Genomic DNA, 20,217 nt, shown 5'->3' on the forward strand with positions numbered 1-20,217 from the left:
TTTTACTAATATAAATACCAAGAATAGTAATTATAACAAGTCATTTTTATCACCTGCGTACTCACCATCCCTTGTTACTATTATATAGCTTCCATTATTTTTAACGGCAAAAGCTTCATCGGTGCTTACCCCAACAATTGAATAATAATTAGTACCTTTTGGATAGGTTTATGAAAAGTTCCCAGAATAAGTTCCCTCCATGTCTGAATACTTCTCAAACGAGTTGGTCCAATCTGCTTGTGATTTACTTGGGAAAAAAATCGACATAACTAGCGTAAGAATGATTGCTGAAGAGAATAAATACTTCTTGCTCATCCTATGCCCCCCTTAACAGTATTGGACGTATTATATTATTTTCCGTTTCGTCCATTTTTGCACTGAGAATTAAATTCCAACTAAAACACTTATAATTCCAACTAAGTGCTTCATTTTTACAGCTAAACTTACTTAGTTTCCAACTAAAGCATCATTTTTTCAAACTAAACATCTTCAGAAGCAAAAATAAATAAAAAAAGCTGCCTCCACGTAGTTAAACTACGTATGAGACAACCTTTTAAACTATATTATTCTCCTAAGTCTACGTTATGGTAAACTTGCTGCACGTCTTCTAGATCTTCCAAAGCATCAATCATTTTTTCGAATTGAGCTTGTGCATCAGCATCTAAGGAGATGTCGTTTTGAGCAAGCATTGTTAACTCCGCTACCGTAAATTCCGATACGCCAGCTTCTCTTAATGCTTCTTGTACAGCATGGAATTGATCTGGTTCTGCATAAACAATGACAGAATCCTCTTCTTCGATAATGTCGCGGGCATCTACGTCCGCTTCCATTAATAATTCTAGTACTTCATCAGCTGTTTTTCCTTCTAAACCGATAACTGCAGTTGCATCAAACATATAAGCAACCGAACCACTCACACCCATATTACCGCCATTTTTCCCAAATGCAGCACGTACATCAGATGCAGTACGATTCACGTTATTTGTTAGAGCGTCAACGATAACCATTGAACCACTTGGACCAAAGCCTTCATAACGAAGCTCGTCATAGCTCTCTTCAGATCCACCTTTTGCTTTTTCAATTGCTTTATCAATAATATGCTTAGGCACACTGTATGTTTTTGCACGTTCTAAAACTACTTTTAATGCTTGGTTAGAAGTAGGATCTGGTTCACCTTGTCTTGCAGCTACATATATTTCACGACCAAATTTAGCATAAATACGACTAGTATTAGCATCTTTGGAAGCTTTCTTTTCTTTAATATTGTTCCACTTACGACCCATAAAGTCCCACTCTCTTTCGCTTCATTAAATTTATACTGTAACATTATACATGAAATTCGCACTAAGTAGCAAAATAAATACATTAACTTCCATTAATATTAATTGTTCGGATACAAATTTTGTAAAAACTTAATAGATTGAGTAATCATCTCTTTTAAAACATCTACCTCAATATCTTCTACTTTATTAATGTACACACAGGATTTTCCTGCAGTATACTTTCCAAACCGCTTTAATGTTTCCTCACGTTCTGTGTCACCCGTAGCAAAATACAAACTAATTTTCGCCTTTCTCGGAGAGAAACCGACAAGCGGAGCATCTCCCTCATGTCCAGAAGAATACTTATAGTGATAGGACCCAAAGCCAATAATACTTGGACCCCACATTTTAGCCTCATAGCCGGAAGTTTCCTCAAAAATCTCTAAAAGTTTATATGCGTCCTCTCTTTTCTTCGGACTATCTACCTTTTCGATAAATTCCACCACATCATGTTCTGTTTCTTTTGTCTTTTGCTCATATTTAGACATTTATATATCTCCTTTATTAACTATTTTAAATCACTACTATTAACTTTCTAACAAAATAACATAATTCCCTTTATTTTAATCACTAATAGATGCATCTTTTTAAGGTATCCCAAGAACATCATATAAAAAGAAAAAGAGCCTATTCACCTATTGGAATAAAGACTCTTTCTCACTTATTCTGTTAACTTAACTAAGAACCCACCATTGAATCTAGTGGGTTCATATGAAATGATAAATGCCTTTGGAGATAAAGACACAATATAGTTTTTTAGCTTCTGCTCGTTTTTACGCTTCGCTAGGACTTTCATACATAGTCGTTTTCCATCTTTTCCATCCGCAACCCAGGATGTGACGCCATATCCTTTTGTACGAATTTGAGCTGGCAATTCGATTTCTAACGAATCAACAATTACTTCAAAAACGATATACCCAAGTGCTAATCGATTTTCAATAATACTACCTAAATAAACCCCGAGTCCCCATCCAATACAATACGCTAATATATTTAAAGGTTTATCTAAATTATCTAATACCATCGTCAAACCCATTAAATACACAAACACTTCAGCCATGGATAAAAATGACGCTACACCTCTGTAGCCTTTAATTACTAAAATTAATCGTAAGGTTGTTAGTGTCATGTAGGTTACATTAATAATAACAATTAGCAATATTATTGAATCCACATCTATTCCAGCTTTCTTTATAAGTAATCTCTATACAAAATCTCGGTCAACCTCAAAAGTTTTCAATTTATCATACACCATTTTTTCGCCTCCAAAAGCTTTCAGATAATTCTGTTATATAAAACTTTGTTTCATCCGATTTCATGGTACTCGTTAGGGTATGTTCTCCAACTTACTAAATAATCGAGCTTCCTATTCTCTTCAAGAAGCACATGAACGTACGATGAAATATGTAAAAAAAATAATTAATATGATGGTAGAGAAATAGAAAAAAGACATTCTGAATCGGAATGCCCTTTTTGCGTGTGTAATACAAGTATTTAAATTTTAAATTTGGTTACTAATTCATTCAGATCTTCAGCCATTTTAGCTAACACTTTAGAAGAACTACTGATTTCTTCCATTGAGGCCAATTGCTGTTCTGTAGAAGCTGCCACTTCTTCAGAGCTTGAAGCATTTTCCTGAGCAAATGCTGCTAGTTCTTCTGCTGTATCAGAAACAGATTGTGTACTTCTTGAAATCTCTTGGACAGTAGACGTCATTTCTTCAATTTGAGGAGTGATATTTCTTGTTTTTTCTAGTATTTGCATAAACTTCTCTGCTGTTTCAGTAGTGATTTGCATTCCTTCTTCAGCATTGTCCATTACTTCTCCCATAAATTGTACGGATTCGTTTGAATTATATTGAATGCTAGTAATAATTTCAGCTATAAGCTTGGTTGATGACATAGATTGTTCAGCAAGCTTTCTTACTTCATCTGCAACAACTGCGAAACCTTTACCATGTTCACCCGCACGTGCAGCTTCAATCGCTGCATTGAGAGCAAGTAAATTAGTCTGAGCTGCAATATCATTTATAACATCAAGAATCTTGCCCACTTCATTTGATTGGTGGGATAAAGAAGATATTACCTCATGTGATTTCTGAACAGAAGATTGAATATTACTCATTTGTTGTAAATTGTTTGCTACAATCATATTTCCTTCTTCTGCTTCTTTCGATGTATCTTTAGCTAGGTCAGAAATTTTATTTGATCCTTCTACTATTACATTAATTCCATTTAATACATCTTGTAATTCACTTGAATTGTGTTCAAGTTTACTAGTTGAGTGTTCAGCACCTGTAGCAATCTCCTCAATAGCATTAGCAACGTGATGTGTAGCAGCTGAAGTCTGCTCTGCACTAGCAGTAAGCTGCTCGGAAGCCGCAGCAACTTGTTGAGAGGTTTCAGCAACAGTCTGAATAATTCCTCTTACCCCACTAATCATTTGATTAAAGGAATTTGTTAATACTCCAAGCTCATCTTTAGATCGATAACTACCATGAACAGTAAAGTCTCCAGCCTCAGCTTTAGAAAGAAGTTCTTTTAGTTCGTTTGTCGGTCTTACAATCATCTTCATAATAATTAGTCCTACAAAAACTGAAATAACCATACTTGCAACTAATATTACACATAACATGATTATCGCTTGTTTGATTTCATTCTGATTTTGTTTATTAATTTCCTCGGCATATTCAAGATTATATTGTTGAAGAGTCAGCAATGTTTGATCGATAGATTCTCTCTTTTCACTTACTTTACTTTTATATATCTCATATGCTTTTGTGTTTTCATTTTTCATTGCAAAATTAATCATTTCATCCCTTGATTCAGTTAAATCTGCTACATCTTGATCATATTGATTTATAGATTCTATTTCTCGTTCTGTTTGAGCAATTTCTTTAAATTTGTTCATTTGTGATATGACGTTTTCAATTGATTTATCCATACTAGCTTTCAACTGAGCATTATCTTTAGGATCATCTGTTAATGTGATGCTCAGTAAATTACTATCAATTCTAGCATTTTCATATCTCACTTCGCCAAGCCATTGAGTAGGTTTTAATAATTGGTTATAAACTTCTTCTGATTTTTGTGCCATCTCTTTAACGTAATTAAATCCTGTTAAGCCAATACACAAAGATGCTAGTGCTCCAATTCCTATTAACACTAATAACTTCTGAGTAACCTTTAAATTCCTTAAAATACCCATCTTTTTTTCTCCCGTTCAATATAAGAATTTTTTTAAATGCGGAATATTGGCTAACGGGACAAAACCTGTGTTATTATCAGTGTTCACACCACATTATCAGTATTCATTCTCATATTAAAACACAGCTTTAGGCTAAAATAAATATATTTTTATTGTAAAAANTAAATGTAAAGATATATTTACATTCATTATTGTCACCTATTTCAATCAATTATTGTTATAATTTTACTACTAAATAAAAAGAAACAAGGGGTATTCACATGAGAAACCGAGGAGCAACTGTCATTATTGAAAATGATCGTGTTGCATTAATTAAAAGGACTAAACCACATATCACTTATTATGTGTTTCCAGGTGGAGGCATTGAAAGCGGTGAAACTCCTGAAGAAGCTGCAATAAGAGAAACGTTCGAAGAATTAGGCGTACACGTTCAAATTAAACGTCCACTAAAAGTATTAGAGCAAAACGGAAGACAATATTATTATTTAGCCGATATTATTGGCGGCACTTTTGGGGCAGGAACTGGTGAAGAATACACACAAACTTCGGTCCAACGTGGAACTTACGAACCGATTTGGGTCAACATAGAGGACCTTCCTACACTAGATGTTCGTCCAAAAGAAATAGTTGAAATACTTTAAGCTAAAAAAACAGTCCAAAGTAAGCACAAAATGACAGGATGGGTTACTAGTTATTGCTTATGATGAATACAAGGAGTGAGTGCAATGGGTTGGGTAGAGTCGATTCAAAAAGCAATTAATTACATGGAGGAAAACTTACTAGAGGAGTTATCAATGGAGAAAATTGCAAAAGAAGCAAATTCCTCCGTGTTTCATTTCCAGCGAACCTTTTCTATTTTAACAGATATGTCTATCTCGGATTATATCAGACGGAGAAGACTAACATTAGCCGCGCAGGAATTAATGAACACGGATAATAAAATTATCGATCTCTCCTACAAATATTGCTACGACACTCCTGAAGCTTTCACAAAAGCCTTTCGTAAGCAACACAACTTGACGCCGAGTGAAGCACGTAAGATGCAAGGAAAATTACAATCATACAATCGCCTGATAATCCAGGTAAGCTTGAAAGGAGCAGAACCAATGAAGTATAAAATCGTGGAGAGAGACAGTTTCCAAGTGGTTGGATTGAAAAGAACGTACAATTGCAAAAATGGTGAGAACACACAAGGTATCCCTTTATTTTGGGATGAAGTGAACGGAGACGGAACGGATGATTTACTATTCCAGTTAAACAATGGTGCAATCGATGGTGTACTAGGGGTTTGCGTTGCAGATGAAAATTTTAAAGATAACAGCTTAATCGATTATTGGATTGCAACGAGCCATGTAGGTGACGTACCAGAAAACCTAGAAGCTATGGAGATTCCTGCTTCGAAATGGGTAGTGTTTGAGGTTCACGGTCCAATGCCAGATGCAATGCAAAATACATGGAAGCAAATTTACTCCGAATGGTTTCCCTCTAACTCTTATGAGCAAGCAGGAACACCTGAGCTAGAAGTCTATTCCAATGAGAATCCATCGAATCCTGATTATTACTCTGAGATTTGGATTCCTATTAAGTAACTTGAAAACCCGATGAGTAATTTCTAGATACTCGTCGGGTTTTTATTATCCGATTATGTGATGTTATTATCCGATTGTTAAGGATTATTATCCGATAATTCCTATTTATTATCCGATTACTACTTATTTGGCTAAATTCAGAGCCAAGAAACTCCAAACTTCTCCTGTAACCACCCAAACTTTCAAATTATATGTTAAGGTTTTATTATGAAAAAAATTATTCCCTTACTAATCTTACTTATTATTGTATTCATTTCATCTGGACAAACAGCGGAACAGCAATCCCTTGAATCCACTCTTAAAACGTGGCTTCCGAATAAACCACTAGAATCCATTCTGTCCTATTTACAAATTCCCTATTGGGGCATTTTAGTTTCTATTGAAGAACGTGGATATTATGCTTTTGTTGAATTTTTAATTCGAAAAGCCACTCATTTCTTTTATTTTGGATTTATTGCACTTGCTATTTATGCTGCTTTGCCTAATATTAAATACCGAACACTTTCTGCAGTTATTTTGACATTCCTTTACGCTGTTGCAGATGAATTCCGCCAGTCATTAACAAGTGGACGCACAGCAACCGCTCAGGATGTAATGCTTGATACCGCAGGTGCCATAACAGCTCTATTAATGTGGAAATGGATAAGAAGATGGAAACAAAAAAAAACCGCTATCTAGCGGTTTTCAGAATGTAGACATACTCTATTTTAGGTGTATAGAGTTGAGTAATAAATTCGGCAAGGACCACCACGCTTTCCGTGGGCTCGGTTTTTCATTGTTGATTTTCTTTTCAGTCTCTACATTGTTCTTCCTTATCTATAATAAGTGCCATATGATTTTCGTCAAAATATGTATCATTCATTTTCAATGCCTTTTCCTCTACTCCGAATACGGTAAATCCTAATTGTGAGTACAAGTTTTTTGCTGCTTCATTCGTTGAAACAACTGAAAGGTTAATTTTTTCAATTTCCTTGATGGCTTTCGCCTTGTTTATGGCTTCAACTAGTAAGGCTTTTCCAACACTTCGCCCTCGAACTTGGGGACTTACGTACATTGCATAAATATTTGCACGGTGCCTTAACTTTAATCCCCCTTCTTGAACTAATGTCACCATACCTACAAGTTTCTCGTGGTAATATGCTCCAAATGTATAATTTCCTTCTGTTTGAAGATTCTTTTCCACAAGTTCAATAGGATTCGTTCTTTGTATTGCTTCCTCATAGCTAGTCCCAAAAGCTTCAGGATTTAACTGTAAAGCTTCTAATCTCAATTCCCAGTAGGCACTTGCATCTTCTGGTGATAGCATTTTTATTTCCATTCCTTACACCTCCACAAAAAATTTTTCATTGCACAACTGATGTGCAAATAAAATAAAATCTCGACATTCTTCTGCTCTTATCCTATTACTGACGAACAGTGATTTCGTAATGCTTTCCGTTCTTATTCGGGCTCCCTCTTTTAACAAGACATACCATCTTTCCGGAAGGATATTTAGACATTCATTAACTGCTGCATCTTTCGAAAAAATATCCTTTTTCTCTAGAGAGCATATAATTCTACAAATCGTAGTAGTCGTGAACTCTATCATATCGTCGGACAAAAAGTTATCGACTTCTTTCGTCTTATTAAACCAATAATGATTGATATTATAATTTAATGTTTTCATAACGTCTTCCCAGTTTGTAGGAATTTCTAAATCTTCAATTGGTTTACCTTGCAATGTAATGCCGTGTTTTTTTAAGACCCACCATGTAATATGATTAACATCCCAATGTCCTACATCTATTATTCCTTCCTCACAATAAGGATAAAAAGGTTGTTCTTCGTTTATTTTACCTACTAAATTTGCTTGGAGGTAAACACCGTCCATTCTATTTCCAAAGTGATTAGTATTCATTTTTGAATGAAGCTCTTTAATAGAGGGCAATTCTTGCTCACTAGCAGGTCGTTTTAATAAAACAATAAAATCAATATCGCTCTTATACTCATTAAATGCTCCTAATGCAATAGAACCATATAAATAGACACCTTCTATTAAATCCCCATTTAAAGTATTGTTAAGTTCGTTTGTATACAATTGAGTAAATTCCTGCAAATTTCTCGATAGACGATTATTTAAACTTTTCATGATATCCCCCTCTCCTATTCCATTCGTTAACATCATGAAAATTTCCTCTGTCTGAGGGGGAATCATGTTAATTTTCATTTCTCCTTTAAATGATCAATTAATTCATCAAGGTCCATTTCACCAATAGTACCAACCTTATGTTTTCTCACAGAGACTTTGTTGTTCACCATTTCCTGCTCTCCGACAATAAGCAAATAAGGATGTTTTTGCAAAGCAGCATCTCGAATTTTCAATCCTATTTTTTCCACGCGGTCATCTATTTCTATACGGTAGCCTTCTTGTTCAAGCTGCTCTTTCACTTTTTCTGCATAGGAAACATGTGCATCTGCTATCGGTAAAATTTTGATTTGAACAGGTGCTAACCAAAGTGGAAAACTCCCTTGGAAATGTTCGATAAGTATTGCTATGAAGCGCTCAATAGAGCCATAAATTGCACGGTGAATCATTATCGGCTGGTGTAATTCATTGTTTTCATCAATATACTGACAATTAAATTTTTCAGGCATTTGAAAATCGAGTTGAACAGTTCCACATTGCCAGCTACGTCCGAGTGAATCAAGTATATGAAAGTCAATTTTGGGTCCGTAAAAGGCTCCATCCCCTTCGTTAATTTGATACTCTAGATTCTTATTCTTTAAAACCGACTCTAAAGCATGCTCTGCTTGTTCCCAAACTTCTACCGCTCCCATAAAATCTTGTGGGCGAGTGGAAAGTTCTATTTTGTAACTAAAGCCAAAAGCGGAATAAAATTCATCCACCAAATCAAGCACTTTATCAATTTCACTTTCTATCTGATCTTCACGGACGAAGAGATGCGCATCATCTTGTGTAAAGGCTCTAACGCGTAAAAGTCCATTTAAAGAACCCGATAACTCATGTCTGTGGACTAAACCTAGTTCTGCGTAACGTATAGGAAGCTCACGATAACTTCTTCTTTTACTGTTGAAGATGAGCACTGCACCTGGGCAATTCATCGGTTTTATTGCATATTTTTGATCATCTACTTGGGAGAAGTACATATTTTCGTGGTAATGTTCCCAATGACCAGATTTCTCCCATAGTTCTTGCTTCATCATGATCGGTGTTTTTATTTCTTGATACCCTGCTTTTCGATGCTTTTCTCTCCAAAAACCTTCTAGTTCATTACGTAACACCATCCCATTTGGCAAATAAAATGGCATTCCTGGTGCTTCATCACTTGACATAAATAACTCTAATTGCTGACCTAACTTTTGGTGACTAATTCGTTCTTCTGCTTTAATCGACATTAATAACTCCTCCTATTTGATAAAATTCACATTGCATCCGGTTTTAAAAATCTGTGACATTTGCCAGTGGCTTTAAATTGATTCAGTTGGGTTTAAACGTCCAACTAAATAGATATAAAAAAAGACCACACCCATCCCGGTAAAGGGACGAGTGTGGTCGTGGTTCCACCCTAATTTTGCAACACAAAAAGTATTGCGCTCATAGAAGATAACGGTTTCCCGATTATGGTTTTACTTTCTCCATAATAGCTCCAAGGTGGTAAATCATTCTTCTTTCTTCAGGGTTCTCAGCCAATGACCCTGTTCTCTGATAAGAAATGAAAGAATAATTCATGTCCTCTTCTTCGCTTAAAACATATTTAATTTATAGGCTCTGATATTTATCAGTGTTGATGATTAGGTATAAATAAAAAAGACCACACCCATCCCGGTAAAGGGACGAGTGTGGTCGTGGTTCCACCCTAATTTTGCAACACCAAAAATATTGCGCTCATAAAAGATAACGGTTTCCCGACTATGGTTTTGATTCCCCATAATAGCTCCAAGGTGGTAAAACATTCTTTTTCCTTCAGGGCTCTCAGCCAATGACCCTGTTCTCTAAAAAAGAAAAAATAAATGAATCAAGTCCTTTTCTTCGCTTATGTTAAATTATTTTGTTTAGTATATGCAACAATGAAAAAATCGTCAAGTCTTATTTTTTACGTACTCGCTTCGCCAATTGTTGCAATGGATCCCAGACTCCGTTAAAAGGTGGGGAATAAGCAAGATCTAGATCTAATAAATCAGAAATGCTCATTTGATGAAAAAGAGCTGTTGCAAGCACATCAATTCGTTTATCTACTCCATTTCCCCCAACAATTTGACCTCCAAGAAGTAATTGATTATCTTTCCGATAAATCAATTTAATCTGCATTCCTTCCTTTCCAGGGTAATAGCCAGCGATGTCGTTTACTTGTTGCAAATGGGTTTCGTAGGAGATACCAAGTTGTTCCGCTTCTTTTTCAGAAAGCCCTGTTTTACCAAGGGATAAATCAAAAAATTTCATTATGGAAGTACCAACAATTCCTTTAAACTCTCTTTTTTGTCCCATCATATTAAATCCGGCTAGCCTGCCTTGTTTATTTGCTGTGGTACCAAGTGGAACATAATCGTTCTTTTGTTTAACCCGATTATAATGAGTAGCACAATCTCCAGCTGCATAAATATCGGGAATACTTGTTTCCAAATGACGATTTACAATTATTGCTCCATTAGGTATTGTTTGTATTCCTGTATCTTTTAGAAAATCTGTCGTCGGTTTAACACCAGCTGCTATTAAAACTAAGTCCGTATGATAGCTTTTTTTATCTGTTATAACAGTGTTTACACGATGGTTCCCAGAAAAAGATTGTACTTCTTCATTCAAAATAACTTCAACCTGCTGCTTTATTGCCTCTTCATAAATAAAACCAGACATATCTTCATCAAAAATATTCGCTAATTGGTTACTACGTTGAATTATTCGTACCTTTTTCCCAATGCCTACAAAATTCTCAGCCATCTCGAGACCAATATAACCTCCACCGATAATTGTCACATGGTTTACTTGTTCTAGATCTGCAATTATTGCTTCCGTATTTGGAATGGTTTTGATTGTATGAATACCTGCTAAATCTTTTCCTTCCCAGTCAGGTATAACTGGACTTGCCCCGGTGGCGATAAGGAGTCTATCATATTTTAAGGAAAATATATCTCTCGTTTGAAGAATATTTCCGGATATTGTTTTAGTTAGTGGATCAACATTTGTTACTTCATATCCTGTTTTGGCATCTATTCCGTATTTGCTCCGAAACATCTCTACACTTCTTGCAATCACATCGGTTGATGATGGGACATGTTTCCCTACTACATAAGGTAGACCACATTGACCATATGAATATATATGACCTTTTTCTAGCGTTGTAATTTTAGCAGTTGAATCTTGACGAACAATTTCCATTGCAGCACTCATACCGGCTGCATCTCCACCAATAATTACATAATGCATCCAAGTTCCTCCTATAATTCTCTTGTTTTTATTAATATAACCTATTATTCGTCATTTGAACTTCCTAAAATGTTTTTGCTTCAAAGAAGAGAACAAAACAGAATGAAATAACCACGTTCTTCGGTCTCATCGCGGTTAGTTTAATTGTATTTACAGTTAACTCACTCCAAGAAAATTGACTATTTAAAACTTTCCGTCTATATACATTGTACAAATAGTGTGTTAAGTTAAGAGTATGGCAAATAGTATGGGACTACTAGACTTTCCTTAGTCATATCCCCTTTATAGAGAGGAGACTATTGTTATATGTCATTGTGTCACACCAGAATAATGCTTGATACGTTGCAAAAGTTTAGTAATAGTAACGTCACTTTAACTCTTAAGAACCCAGACCAAACGCCACTTCTATCTGTATGTTATCATAAAAATCATTTTGTAATAACGTATATAGATAGCCTCATAACTGAAACCCACGATTGTATAGAAAGTACATTTTCCGCTCTTGAAAGAGCTTATAATACCTTACTTCGAACCTCTAGCTGAATAGGGGTTTTTTTTTGAGTGTTTTTATGAAGAAAAGAACTCAGATGTGCGCTTGCCGCACGCTACGCGAACCTCCGCAGAATGAGTCGCTTCTTGCGCGCTCTTGCTGCGTGCAAGGCACACCCTTGACATAGCTCTCATAAGCAAATTTCATGACGGATGAATATCTATATGAACCTGACTATTTAAATAGTTTAATTCTTCCTCTATTAACTTAATGTCTAAGCGTTCAAATAGTGGCTTTACAAATTTCAATGTGTAACTTTTTCTTTGAATAACGTTCCAATTAAAATCGCCTAGATTCAACATTTCTTTTACGGTCGTACTAGAGAACGGTAAGAAAGGCTCTAGTAGTTGAGCAAGATTCGAGATGATGAAAACACTAGTGACTAATGTATTATCACAAGAATCTTTGTCTTCATTCAATTGCTTCCATGGCTGCTCCATATCAAAATATTTATTCGCAAATCTTATAAACTCAAAGACCTCTTCGATCGCTTTTTTAAAATGTCCACCTTCAATTAAATCTCCAATAATAACATACAAATTTTCTACCTTTTTTAGTACATCTCTATTTATACTTCCCGTTGAAATAGTTCCAACATAAGATTTTTCAATAAATTTTAATGTACGATTGACAAAGTTACCGTATGCACCCAATAACTCGGAATTGTGACTAAATATAAATTCCCTCCAAGAAAAGTCCGTATCTCTATTTTCTGGAGCGTTAATTGTTAGAAAATATCTTATTGAATCTGGGTCATACCTCTCTAAAATATACGGAACCCATACAGCCCAGTTTTTACTTGTTGATAGCTTCTTTTTCTCTAATGTTAAATACTCATTGGAGATGATATGTGTCGGTAGCGCGTTATTGTTAATCCCAAGTAGAATGGAAGGCCAGATGATTGTGTGAAATGGAATATTATCTTTCCCATGGACGTAGTAGGATTTTGTATATTCATTCCAAAATTGTTCATCATTTTTTCCATGAAGAGATGCCCACTCCTTTGAGGCAGAATAGTAACCTGATACTGCTTCTATCCAAACGTAGACCTTCTTATTTTCGTATCCTTCCACAGGAATGCTAACGCCATTCGGTAAATCCCTTGATGCTGCTCTATCTATAAGACCTTCATGCAGATATCTCTCCGATAAATTTAATGCATTTTCTCTCCATTTTCTTTCTGTTTTAGCATTATTCACATATGACTGTATTTCCTTTTGAAATTGGCTAAGAGCAAAGTAAAAATGTTCAGTGGATTTCACGATTGGTTCATTTCCACATATTTTACACTTTGAATCAATTAAATCTAAAGGATCTAATATCGTTGAACAATTATCACACTGATCCCCTCTTGAAGGATAAAAACAATTCGGGCATATTCCCTCCACATATCGATCCGGAAGAAACTGTTGATCATACTCACAATACATTTGATCAATCTCTTTCTTATAGACATAACCGTTCTCGAGCAATTGTAAAAATATTTTTTGGACAATCTGATGGTGGAATTCTCCGTCTGTCCGAGTGTATAAATCATAAGAAAAACCTAACTTTGCAAAACATTCTTCAAACTCTTTATGAAAGCGATCTGCGATTTCTTTTATTGTCACCCCTTCCTGATTTGCTCTAATGGAAATAGGTGTTCCATTGCAATCACTCCCTGATACATAAAGGACTTTTTCTCGTTTTAAACGAAAATACCGTGCCAATACATCTCCTGGTAATAACGCAGCAATATGTCCTAAATGCAACGATCCATTTGCATAAGGCCAAGCTCCACCAATAAAAATACTCATTTTGACATCCCCTTTTTTAATTTAAATAAAAACAAAAAACCCCGTCCTAAAAAGGACGAGGTTAAACTCGTGGTACCACCTAAATTTATAAACAACTCCCGTTGTCTACCTTAGTGAGTATCAAAAACTAATACTCCAGCATTTATAACAAGTGCTGATTCTTGTCGTAGCTTACTAGTATACTAAGTAATACGTTCAGTACGAAGCTCTGAGACCATTTTCAAATAAGTGTTTTTTGCTTTTTTTCAGCAAACAAAGCTCTCTTTAAAAAAAACAACATTATTTTACTCTTCTCTTCATAGCATATGTGGATATTTGTTTATCAGAATATAACAAAAACGTATGAATAAGTAAAGCCATTTCGGTCTGGTTCATCTATAATGAAACTAGAAATATTTTGAAAGAGGTGTTGACTTGAATTTCATTGCATGGACGATTATTGCTTGTGAAGTAGGATTTTGGGTCGTTATTTTACTTGGACTAATAACTAGATATATATTAAAACGTGAACGACTTGGACTTTTCTTTCTTGCTCTTACCCCATTAATTGATTTGATTCTTCTTGTCATTACAGCTACTGATTTATACAATGGGGCAACTGCAACGATGGCGCATGCTATTGCAGCGATTTATCTAGGAACATCAATTGCCTTTGGAAAAAGTATGATTCGATGGGCGGATGAGAAGTTTCTGTATTATATAAAAAGGCAAGGGACCAAACCAGTTCGTAAAACGGGGTTAGAATACGCGAAGCATTCGATGTTAGGTACTCTTCAACATCTCCTCGCCTATATTATTGGCGGAGGATTGCTCCTTGTTTTAATTTATTTAATCGATGATCCTTCAAGATCTGAGGCTTTGTCAGGTACATTAAAGGTTTGGAGTATCGTGCTTGGCATTGATTTTGTCATTTCCATCTCTTATTACATTTGGCCTCGCACGGCTAAGCGATAAACCAATCTATTTTCGTTTTGTCGCATTCCGTTTTCTTAAACTATGGTAAACTGGAAAGGCAAGTCCCATTGATGGACTTGCCTTTTCTTATTTATACTGCTCGATCCCAGTAACGGTGTTTAGCTATTAAATTTACGAAACTTTCAACAAAGCTGTTTCCGGTTTCTTTTGTGAGCACACCTAGTTGTCCTGTCAGTCTAAGCTCATCTAACAACTGATCACCATCAAATGTTGCTCCGATTGGTTTATAGTGAGTATATGCTTCTTTGATGAAATAAGCCGCTTCTTTATTAAACATGGCCGTCTTACCTTGCGAACTTACCACATAAACAGCATCAAATAAAACCGAATCGGCAGTTAGGAAAGTATGATCTACAGGTAACAGGGAACCATCTGCTCCTGCAACTGCTCCTCCATGATCACTTACAACCTCGGGCTGCGTTCCGCTTGCTTTTAAACTATCTAAAATAGCTGCAAGATTTGCGTCAAATCCATCTCCTACTAACACTGCGATTTTACGTGTGTCGGGTTTCATCATTGTATTCAGCTGACTTAATGCTGGAGATGATTTGCTGTTCTTTGTAAGATCGCTCCCTTGCACGACTAAGCCTAGGTTTTCTCCTACTTTCGTAGCCAATTCCAAGTCAACGTTTGCCAACATCTCTAATACTTGTTGACGTACTGATATTTCTAGACATTTTCCGAGCTCAAAGCTAAATGCATTTATTATATGAATTCTTTCGGGATTACTCATACTATTCCAAAACAGAGTAGCTTGAGAAAAATGATCTTTAAAGCTTTCACTTCGGGCACGTACCTTGCGTGCATCAATTTTCTCCTGATAGTGTGCATATCCACCATCCGCTTCACTTACAGGAGCTGGAGTATTTCCTGCTAACGAGTTCTTATGATAGCTTACTCTTCCTACATTAATTGTTTGTCTACCATATCCATCTCGTTGGTTATTATGGAATGGGCAGACTGGACGGTTAATCGGTAGCTCATGAAAGTTAGGGCCACCAAGTCTTATCAATTGTGTATCCGTATATGAGAACAACCGCCCCTGTAGAAGTGGATCGTTTGTAAAGTCGATCCCCGGAACTACATTACCAGGATGGAAGGCAACTTGCTCCGTCTCTGCAAATACATTATCTACATTGCGATTCAACGTCATTTTACCAATAATTTTTACTGGTACTTCTTCCTCTGGCCATATCTTTGTCGGATCTAGAATATCAAAATCAAAATTAAATTCGTCTTCCTCCGCAATTAACTGTACGCCAAATTCGTACTCTGGATAGTTTCCATTTTCAATTGACTCATATAAATCACGACGATGGAAGTCAGGATCTTTCCCATTTATCTTTTGCGCTTCGTCCCATACGACTGAATGTACACCTAGTACTGGCTTCCAGTGGAATTTTACAAAATGGGACTTTCCTTCTTCATTTACAAATCGGAATGTATTTACGCCAAACCCTTCCATCATTCGGAAACTGCGAGGAATGGCTCTATCCGACATCGCCCACATAATCATATGAGCTGACTCTTGATTGTTTGCGATGAAGTCCCAAAAAGTATCATGTGCAGTTGCAGCTTGTGGAATCTCGTTATGCGGTTCTGGTTTTAACGCATGTATTAAATCAGGAAACTTAATGGCATCTTGGATAAAAAATACAGGAATATTGTTTCCTACTAAATCGTAATTTCCCTCTTCTGTATAAAACTTAGTAGCAAAACCACGTGCATCACGAGCAAGCTCACCCGATCCACGAGATCCAGCTACGGTCGAAAACCTTACAAAAACCGGTGTTTTCTCACCAGGTGTTTGCAAGAATTTCGCTTTTGTATAAGGTTGTAAGGATTCATATAATTCAAATACTCCATGTGCAGCATAGCCACGAGCATGAACTATTCGCTCTGGAATCCGTTCATGATCAAAATGGGTCATTTTTTCACGAAAATGAAAATCCTCTAAGAGAGTAGGACCACGTTCGCCTGCTTTTAAAGAAAATTCATCCTCTGAAACTTTTAATCCATGGTTCGTAGTAAGAGACTTATCTTTATCATCTACACGAAACTGTTCTAATTGTTCATTTTTACTGTTCTCATTTACTTTTTTATCCAAGCTTATTCCTCCTCTATTAAATTCATCACATACATACAGTTCCCCATAAAATGATGAAGAAACATCTTTTGTTTAAGTTGAATAAAATATTCACAAAATATATTAATTCCTATCTGTTTTGTATAATTTAGCATTGACTTCACTCAATTAACGTAGTAAACTCATTTCAACAACTCCATATTACTTATCAAGAGAAGCAGAGGGACTGGCCCTATGATGCTTCAGCAACCGCTAATTATGGCATGGTGCTACATCCAGCAAGAAACGTCTTGAGAGATAAGTGTACATAATATACATGAAACTCTTTTCGTTTTGAAAAGAGATTTTTTTTCATTTAATTCATACTTTAACAATAAGAATAGTACGTTACTTATTAAAGGAGACGAACACTGTTGAGTAATATATTTATCAAAACTGAAAAACAAAAAAAATGGCTTGATCAATTGCATCAATTTGAGGAGAAATTTAAAAGTAAGTCCGCAGAAATTGATGAACTTTCCATTTTCCCTTTAGAAAATGTAAAGGACTTAGTGGGGATTGGTTATGCAAGCCTTACATTACCTTTAGAGTTAGGCGGAGAAGGATTCTCTGTTTATGACATGGTTCTTTTGCAAGAAACACTTGCAAGCTATGATGCTAACACTGCCTTGTCTATGGGTTGGAGTTTAGGGGTTGTCGGTGAGTTGTACGAGAAAAGCCTTTGGAAAAAGGATAAATTAGACTTTTTTGCAAATGAGGTTATTAACGGTGCACTAATAAATCGTTCTGCAAGTGAGACGCAAACAGGCAGCCCCACCCGTGGAGGACGCCCAGGTACAACAGCTGTAAAAAATGGAGACACGTGGGTAATAAATGGTCGAAAAATTTTCACAACGGCTTCTCCAGTGCTTTCCTATTTTTTAACTTCTGCTTGGATTGAAGAAAAAGAAAGAGTTGGCTTCTTCCTTATCAATAGAAATTTAGATGGGGTATCCATCGAAGAAACATGGGATGTCGTATCGATGCGTGGAACGAGCAGCAACGATTTACTATTAAATAATGTAGTTGTCCATGAATCTGATCTAGTTGAACTTCCAGAGTTTGCGAGCGGTGGGAAAATAAATGGCTGGTTACTCCATATTCCAGCTACTTATCTTGGAGTTGCACAAGCTGCTCGCGATTACGCAGTTCACTTTGCTAATACGCATTCTCCAAATAGTTTGAATGGTCCTATTGCACAGTTACCAAATGTTCAACAGCTCATAGGGGAAATAGATTTAGAGCTTACGAAAGCACGATTTGTCATTTATGGAGCAGCTTCTTCCTATGACAACGAAGCTACAAGACATTTACTGACAAATGAAGTAAGTGTTGCAAAGCATATTGTGACAAACTCTGCTATAACAATCGTTGATAAAGCGATGCGGTTAGTTGGAGCGAAAAGTCTGCAAAGAACCAATCCATTACAACGCTACTATCGTGATGTTCGAGCCGGACTACATAACCCTCCGATGGATGATATGACGATTAAAAAACTAGCACTAACTGCATTGGAAGAAGAAAAAATCAAAAATAATTAGTTAAATAAGGGGAATGGTGAAAATGAAATTTAAAAAGTATTTAAAATTAGCAGCAGTCGGATTGGCATCCGTAACGATTTTATCAGCATGTGGATCAAATGATGATACAAGCGCAAGTACCAGTACTGAAAGTAACGGAGATGTACGTAAAGTAAAAGTAGCATACGACCAAGCTTCTAAACCAATTTCATGGCAAGACGAAAAAGGAAATGCGACAGGTTATGATGTAGAAGTGATGAAGTTAGTAGATGAGCTTCTACCTGAATATGAATTTGAATACGTGGGAACAACAAGCGATGATTTATTGATTGGAGTGGAACAAGGGAAATACCAAGTAGGTGTTAAAAATGCATTTTGGACGGAAGAACGTACTGCAAAATTTATCTTCCCTCAAGAATTCCTTGGTTTAAGTAGTACAGGTCTAGTCCTGAAAAAAGAAAATGAACAGATTAAATCATTAGAAGATTTTGCTTCAGCAGAACTTTCACTAGCTCCAATCGCAGCAAATAATGCACAATACACAATCATTGATGAGTACAACAAAGAAAATCCAGACAATCCGGTTAAACTCGAAGCTGGAGATGCGTTTACAGTAGACGTAGTTCAATGGGTGAATGAAGGACGCGTGGATGGTGGTATTACATTGGAAGGTGTCTTTGAAAAACAAGTACTCGCAGAAGATGGTCCATACTACAACTTAAAAGATGAAGTTGTTTATAACGAGTTCGCAGTAATTAAAACTTGGCCATTATTCAACAAAAAAGAACAAGAATTTGCTGATGCATACGACAAAGCTATCAAACAATTAAAAGAACAAAAGAAAACTAGCGATCTTAGCACAGAATTCTACGGTCGAGACCTATTTGAAGTATTGGATAGCGTAAAACGATAATTACAATATTACAATGAAGGCTGTTGCGCGTAGCATACGTCAACAGCCTTTACCATTTGCATAGGGGGAAGATTTAGCAAAATGGAAAAATATTTTGATGTTTCTTATATATGGAGTTCCCTTCCAGCATTGCTTCCGTTTTTGAAAGTTACTTTTCTAGTAGCTGGATTATCTATTATTTTTGGAACCTTCTTTGGTTTTATCCTTGCAGCAATGAAACTAGGGAAGAATAAAGTAGGGAAAAAACTAGCTAATTTATATACAACTATTTTAAGGTGTACACCTTCTATTGTTCTTTTGTTTTTAGTGTATTATGGTGTACCTTCATTAGCTGAAAACTTTGGGATTTATTTGCAGGACCTTCATACAGGAGTATTTGTAGTTATTACATTTACTTTGCAGTTTGCCGCAATTATGTCGGAAGTTATTCGCTCTGCATATGAGTCTATTGAAAAAGGTCAATATGAAGCTGCTGTTAGCGTTGGTTTAAGTCCCTTTCAAGCATATCGCCGTATTATTTTCCCTCAAGCTCTTGTTGTAGCATTACCTAACTTTGGGAACGGGATGATCGCGCTCCTTCAAGAAGGTTCATTAGCTTATACAATTGGATTAATAGATATAGTCGGCAAAGCAAATTTAATTATTGCCGCCAACTATAATTCTCATGCTTTAGAAATATTTATTGCACTAGCTTTAATCTACTGGATATTATCTATCCTAATAGAGAAACTCTTTGCACAACTAGAAAAAATGTTTAGTAAGGGCAAGCAAACAATTAAAACGACGTAAGGAGTGTTC

At 36.0% G+C, this 20,217-nt stretch carries 18 protein-coding genes, 1 riboswitch and 2 other annotated features; of the genes, 7 read left to right on the forward strand and 11 right to left on the reverse strand.

All coding sequences use genetic code 11. The features are described from left to right. Window positions 1-168 precede the first annotated feature (168 nt). The 5 genes from AN959_RS21055 to AN959_RS12225 all read right to left on the reverse strand — a co-directional run bounded on the left by AN959_RS21055 (window position 169) and on the right by AN959_RS12225 (window position 4,529). Window positions 169-315, reverse strand: a complete 147-nt coding sequence (locus AN959_RS21055) for a hypothetical protein (RefSeq protein WP_156350784.1) — start codon at window positions 313-315, stop codon at window positions 169-171. A 248-nt stretch (window positions 316-563) separates the two neighbouring features. Beyond that, window positions 564-1,283, reverse strand: coding sequence for a YebC/PmpR family DNA-binding transcriptional regulator (locus AN959_RS12210; RefSeq protein WP_053591518.1), 720 nt, complete (start codon window positions 1,281-1,283; stop codon window positions 564-566). 98 nt (window positions 1,284-1,381) lie between these two features. Next, window positions 1,382-1,810 (reverse strand): DUF1801 domain-containing protein, encoded by a 429-nt coding sequence (locus AN959_RS12215; protein WP_056831097.1) that lies wholly within the window; start codon window positions 1,808-1,810, stop codon window positions 1,382-1,384. Between the two features lie 173 nt (window positions 1,811-1,983). Then, the gene (locus tag AN959_RS12220) at window positions 1,984-2,502 is read right to left on the reverse strand and encodes a DUF2179 domain-containing protein (RefSeq protein ID WP_156350785.1); all 519 of its coding nucleotides are present in this window, start codon (window positions 2,500-2,502) and stop codon (window positions 1,984-1,986) included. 314 nt (window positions 2,503-2,816) lie between these two features. Then, window positions 2,817-4,529, reverse strand: a complete 1,713-nt coding sequence (locus AN959_RS12225) for a methyl-accepting chemotaxis protein (RefSeq protein ID WP_056831098.1) — start codon at window positions 4,527-4,529, stop codon at window positions 2,817-2,819. A gap of 260 nt (window positions 4,530-4,789) precedes the next feature. On the opposite strand from AN959_RS12225, the gene AN959_RS12230 reads away from it, so the two are divergent. From AN959_RS12230 to AN959_RS12240, 3 genes are all read left to right on the forward strand, one after another. Continuing rightward, the gene (locus tag AN959_RS12230; protein WP_056831100.1) at window positions 4,790-5,170 is read left to right on the forward strand and encodes an NUDIX domain-containing protein; all 381 of its coding nucleotides are present in this window, start codon (window positions 4,790-4,792) and stop codon (window positions 5,168-5,170) included. A gap of 84 nt (window positions 5,171-5,254) precedes the next feature. Beyond that, window positions 5,255-6,118, forward strand: coding sequence for an AraC family transcriptional regulator (locus AN959_RS12235; protein WP_056831102.1), 864 nt, complete (start codon window positions 5,255-5,257; stop codon window positions 6,116-6,118). Between the two features lie 207 nt (window positions 6,119-6,325). After that, window positions 6,326-6,796, forward strand: a complete 471-nt coding sequence (locus AN959_RS12240) for a VanZ family protein (RefSeq protein ID WP_056831104.1) — start codon at window positions 6,326-6,328, stop codon at window positions 6,794-6,796. A 112-nt stretch (window positions 6,797-6,908) separates the two neighbouring features. Here the strand turns inward: AN959_RS12240 and AN959_RS12245 are convergent, their stop codons facing one another. The 5 genes from AN959_RS12245 to metG all read right to left on the reverse strand — a co-directional run bounded on the left by AN959_RS12245 (window position 6,909) and on the right by metG (window position 13,886). Beyond that, window positions 6,909-7,436 (reverse strand): GNAT family N-acetyltransferase, encoded by a 528-nt coding sequence (locus AN959_RS12245; protein ID WP_056831106.1) that lies wholly within the window; start codon window positions 7,434-7,436, stop codon window positions 6,909-6,911. A 3-nt stretch (window positions 7,437-7,439) separates the two neighbouring features. Then, entirely contained in the window at window positions 7,440-8,246 is an 807-nt protein-coding gene (locus tag AN959_RS12250; protein WP_172794365.1) for a nucleotidyltransferase domain-containing protein, read from the reverse strand. A gap of 74 nt (window positions 8,247-8,320) precedes the next feature. Beyond that, window positions 8,321-9,514 (reverse strand): threonine--tRNA ligase, encoded by a 1,194-nt coding sequence (gene thrS, locus AN959_RS12255; protein ID WP_056831110.1) that lies wholly within the window; start codon window positions 9,512-9,514, stop codon window positions 8,321-8,323. A gap of 140 nt (window positions 9,515-9,654) precedes the next feature. Then, window positions 9,655-9,868, reverse strand: a binding site (T-box leader). Between the two features lie 337 nt (window positions 9,869-10,205). After that, complete coding sequence (locus AN959_RS12265; protein ID WP_056831114.1) at window positions 10,206-11,540, reverse strand: CoA-disulfide reductase; 1,335 nt, start codon at window positions 11,538-11,540, stop codon at window positions 10,206-10,208. Between the two features lie 693 nt (window positions 11,541-12,233). Further along, window positions 12,234-13,886: a methionine--tRNA ligase gene (gene metG, locus AN959_RS12270; protein WP_056831115.1), complete on the reverse strand. Its 1,653-nt coding sequence runs from the start codon at window positions 13,884-13,886 to the stop codon at window positions 12,234-12,236. 48 nt (window positions 13,887-13,934) lie between these two features. Beyond that, window positions 13,935-14,195, reverse strand: a binding site (T-box leader). A gap of 105 nt (window positions 14,196-14,300) precedes the next feature. On the opposite strand from metG, the gene AN959_RS12275 reads away from it, so the two are divergent. Further along, window positions 14,301-14,840 (forward strand): hypothetical protein, encoded by a 540-nt coding sequence (locus tag AN959_RS12275; RefSeq protein ID WP_056831118.1) that lies wholly within the window; start codon window positions 14,301-14,303, stop codon window positions 14,838-14,840. A 91-nt stretch (window positions 14,841-14,931) separates the two neighbouring features. On the opposite strand, the gene AN959_RS12280 is transcribed toward AN959_RS12275, so the two are convergent. Then, window positions 14,932-16,968, reverse strand: a complete 2,037-nt coding sequence (locus AN959_RS12280; protein ID WP_056831119.1) for a catalase — start codon at window positions 16,966-16,968, stop codon at window positions 14,932-14,934. 181 nt (window positions 16,969-17,149) lie between these two features. After that, window positions 17,150-17,251, forward strand: a riboswitch (SAM riboswitch). A 109-nt stretch (window positions 17,252-17,360) separates the two neighbouring features. Between AN959_RS12280 and AN959_RS12285 the strand changes: the two genes are divergently transcribed. From AN959_RS12285 to AN959_RS12295, 3 genes are all read left to right on the forward strand, one after another. Continuing rightward, window positions 17,361-18,527, forward strand: coding sequence for an acyl-CoA dehydrogenase family protein (locus tag AN959_RS12285; protein ID WP_056831121.1), 1,167 nt, complete (start codon window positions 17,361-17,363; stop codon window positions 18,525-18,527). A gap of 22 nt (window positions 18,528-18,549) precedes the next feature. Next, entirely contained in the window at window positions 18,550-19,419 is an 870-nt protein-coding gene (locus AN959_RS12290) for a transporter substrate-binding domain-containing protein (RefSeq protein ID WP_056831123.1), read from the forward strand. 81 nt (window positions 19,420-19,500) lie between these two features. Continuing rightward, a complete protein-coding gene (locus AN959_RS12295) occupies window positions 19,501-20,208 on the forward strand; it encodes an amino acid ABC transporter permease (RefSeq protein ID WP_056831125.1) in 708 nt (235 codons plus the stop codon). The last annotated feature ends 9 nt before the right edge of the window (window positions 20,209-20,217 follow it).

It is taken from the genome of Psychrobacillus sp. FJAT-21963, from assembly GCF_001420585.1.
Lineage (GTDB): Bacteria > Bacillota > Bacilli > Bacillales_A > Planococcaceae > Psychrobacillus.

Coding starts and splice junctions, on each gene's coding strand:
- AN959_RS21055 (WP_156350784.1), bottom strand. CDS start 315: ATGAGCAAGAAGTATTTATTCTCTTCAGCAATCATTCTTACGCTAGTT.
- AN959_RS12295 (WP_056831125.1), top strand. CDS start 19,501: ATGGAAAAATATTTTGATGTTTCTTATATATGGAGTTCCCTTCCAGCA.
- AN959_RS12265 (WP_056831114.1), bottom strand. CDS start 11,540: ATGCATTATGTAATTATTGGTGGAGATGCAGCCGGTATGAGTGCTGCA.
- thrS (WP_056831110.1), bottom strand. CDS start 9,514: ATGTCGATTAAAGCAGAAGAACGAATTAGTCACCAAAAGTTAGGTCAG.
- AN959_RS12215 (WP_056831097.1), bottom strand. CDS start 1,810: ATGTCTAAATATGAGCAAAAGACAAAAGAAACAGAACATGATGTGGTG.
- AN959_RS12225 (WP_056831098.1), bottom strand. CDS start 4,529: ATGGGTATTTTAAGGAATTTAAAGGTTACTCAGAAGTTATTAGTGTTA.
- metG (WP_056831115.1), bottom strand. CDS start 13,886: ATGAGTATTTTTATTGGTGGAGCTTGGCCTTATGCAAATGGATCGTTG.
- AN959_RS12240 (WP_056831104.1), top strand. CDS start 6,326: ATGAAAAAAATTATTCCCTTACTAATCTTACTTATTATTGTATTCATT.
- AN959_RS12250 (WP_172794365.1), bottom strand. CDS start 8,246: ATGAAAAGTTTAAATAATCGTCTATCGAGAAATTTGCAGGAATTTACT.
- AN959_RS12290 (WP_056831123.1), top strand. CDS start 18,550: ATGAAATTTAAAAAGTATTTAAAATTAGCAGCAGTCGGATTGGCATCC.
- AN959_RS12235 (WP_056831102.1), top strand. CDS start 5,255: ATGGGTTGGGTAGAGTCGATTCAAAAAGCAATTAATTACATGGAGGAA.
- AN959_RS12245 (WP_056831106.1), bottom strand. CDS start 7,436: ATGGAAATAAAAATGCTATCACCAGAAGATGCAAGTGCCTACTGGGAA.
- AN959_RS12210 (WP_053591518.1), bottom strand. CDS start 1,283: ATGGGTCGTAAGTGGAACAATATTAAAGAAAAGAAAGCTTCCAAAGAT.
- AN959_RS12230 (WP_056831100.1), top strand. CDS start 4,790: ATGAGAAACCGAGGAGCAACTGTCATTATTGAAAATGATCGTGTTGCA.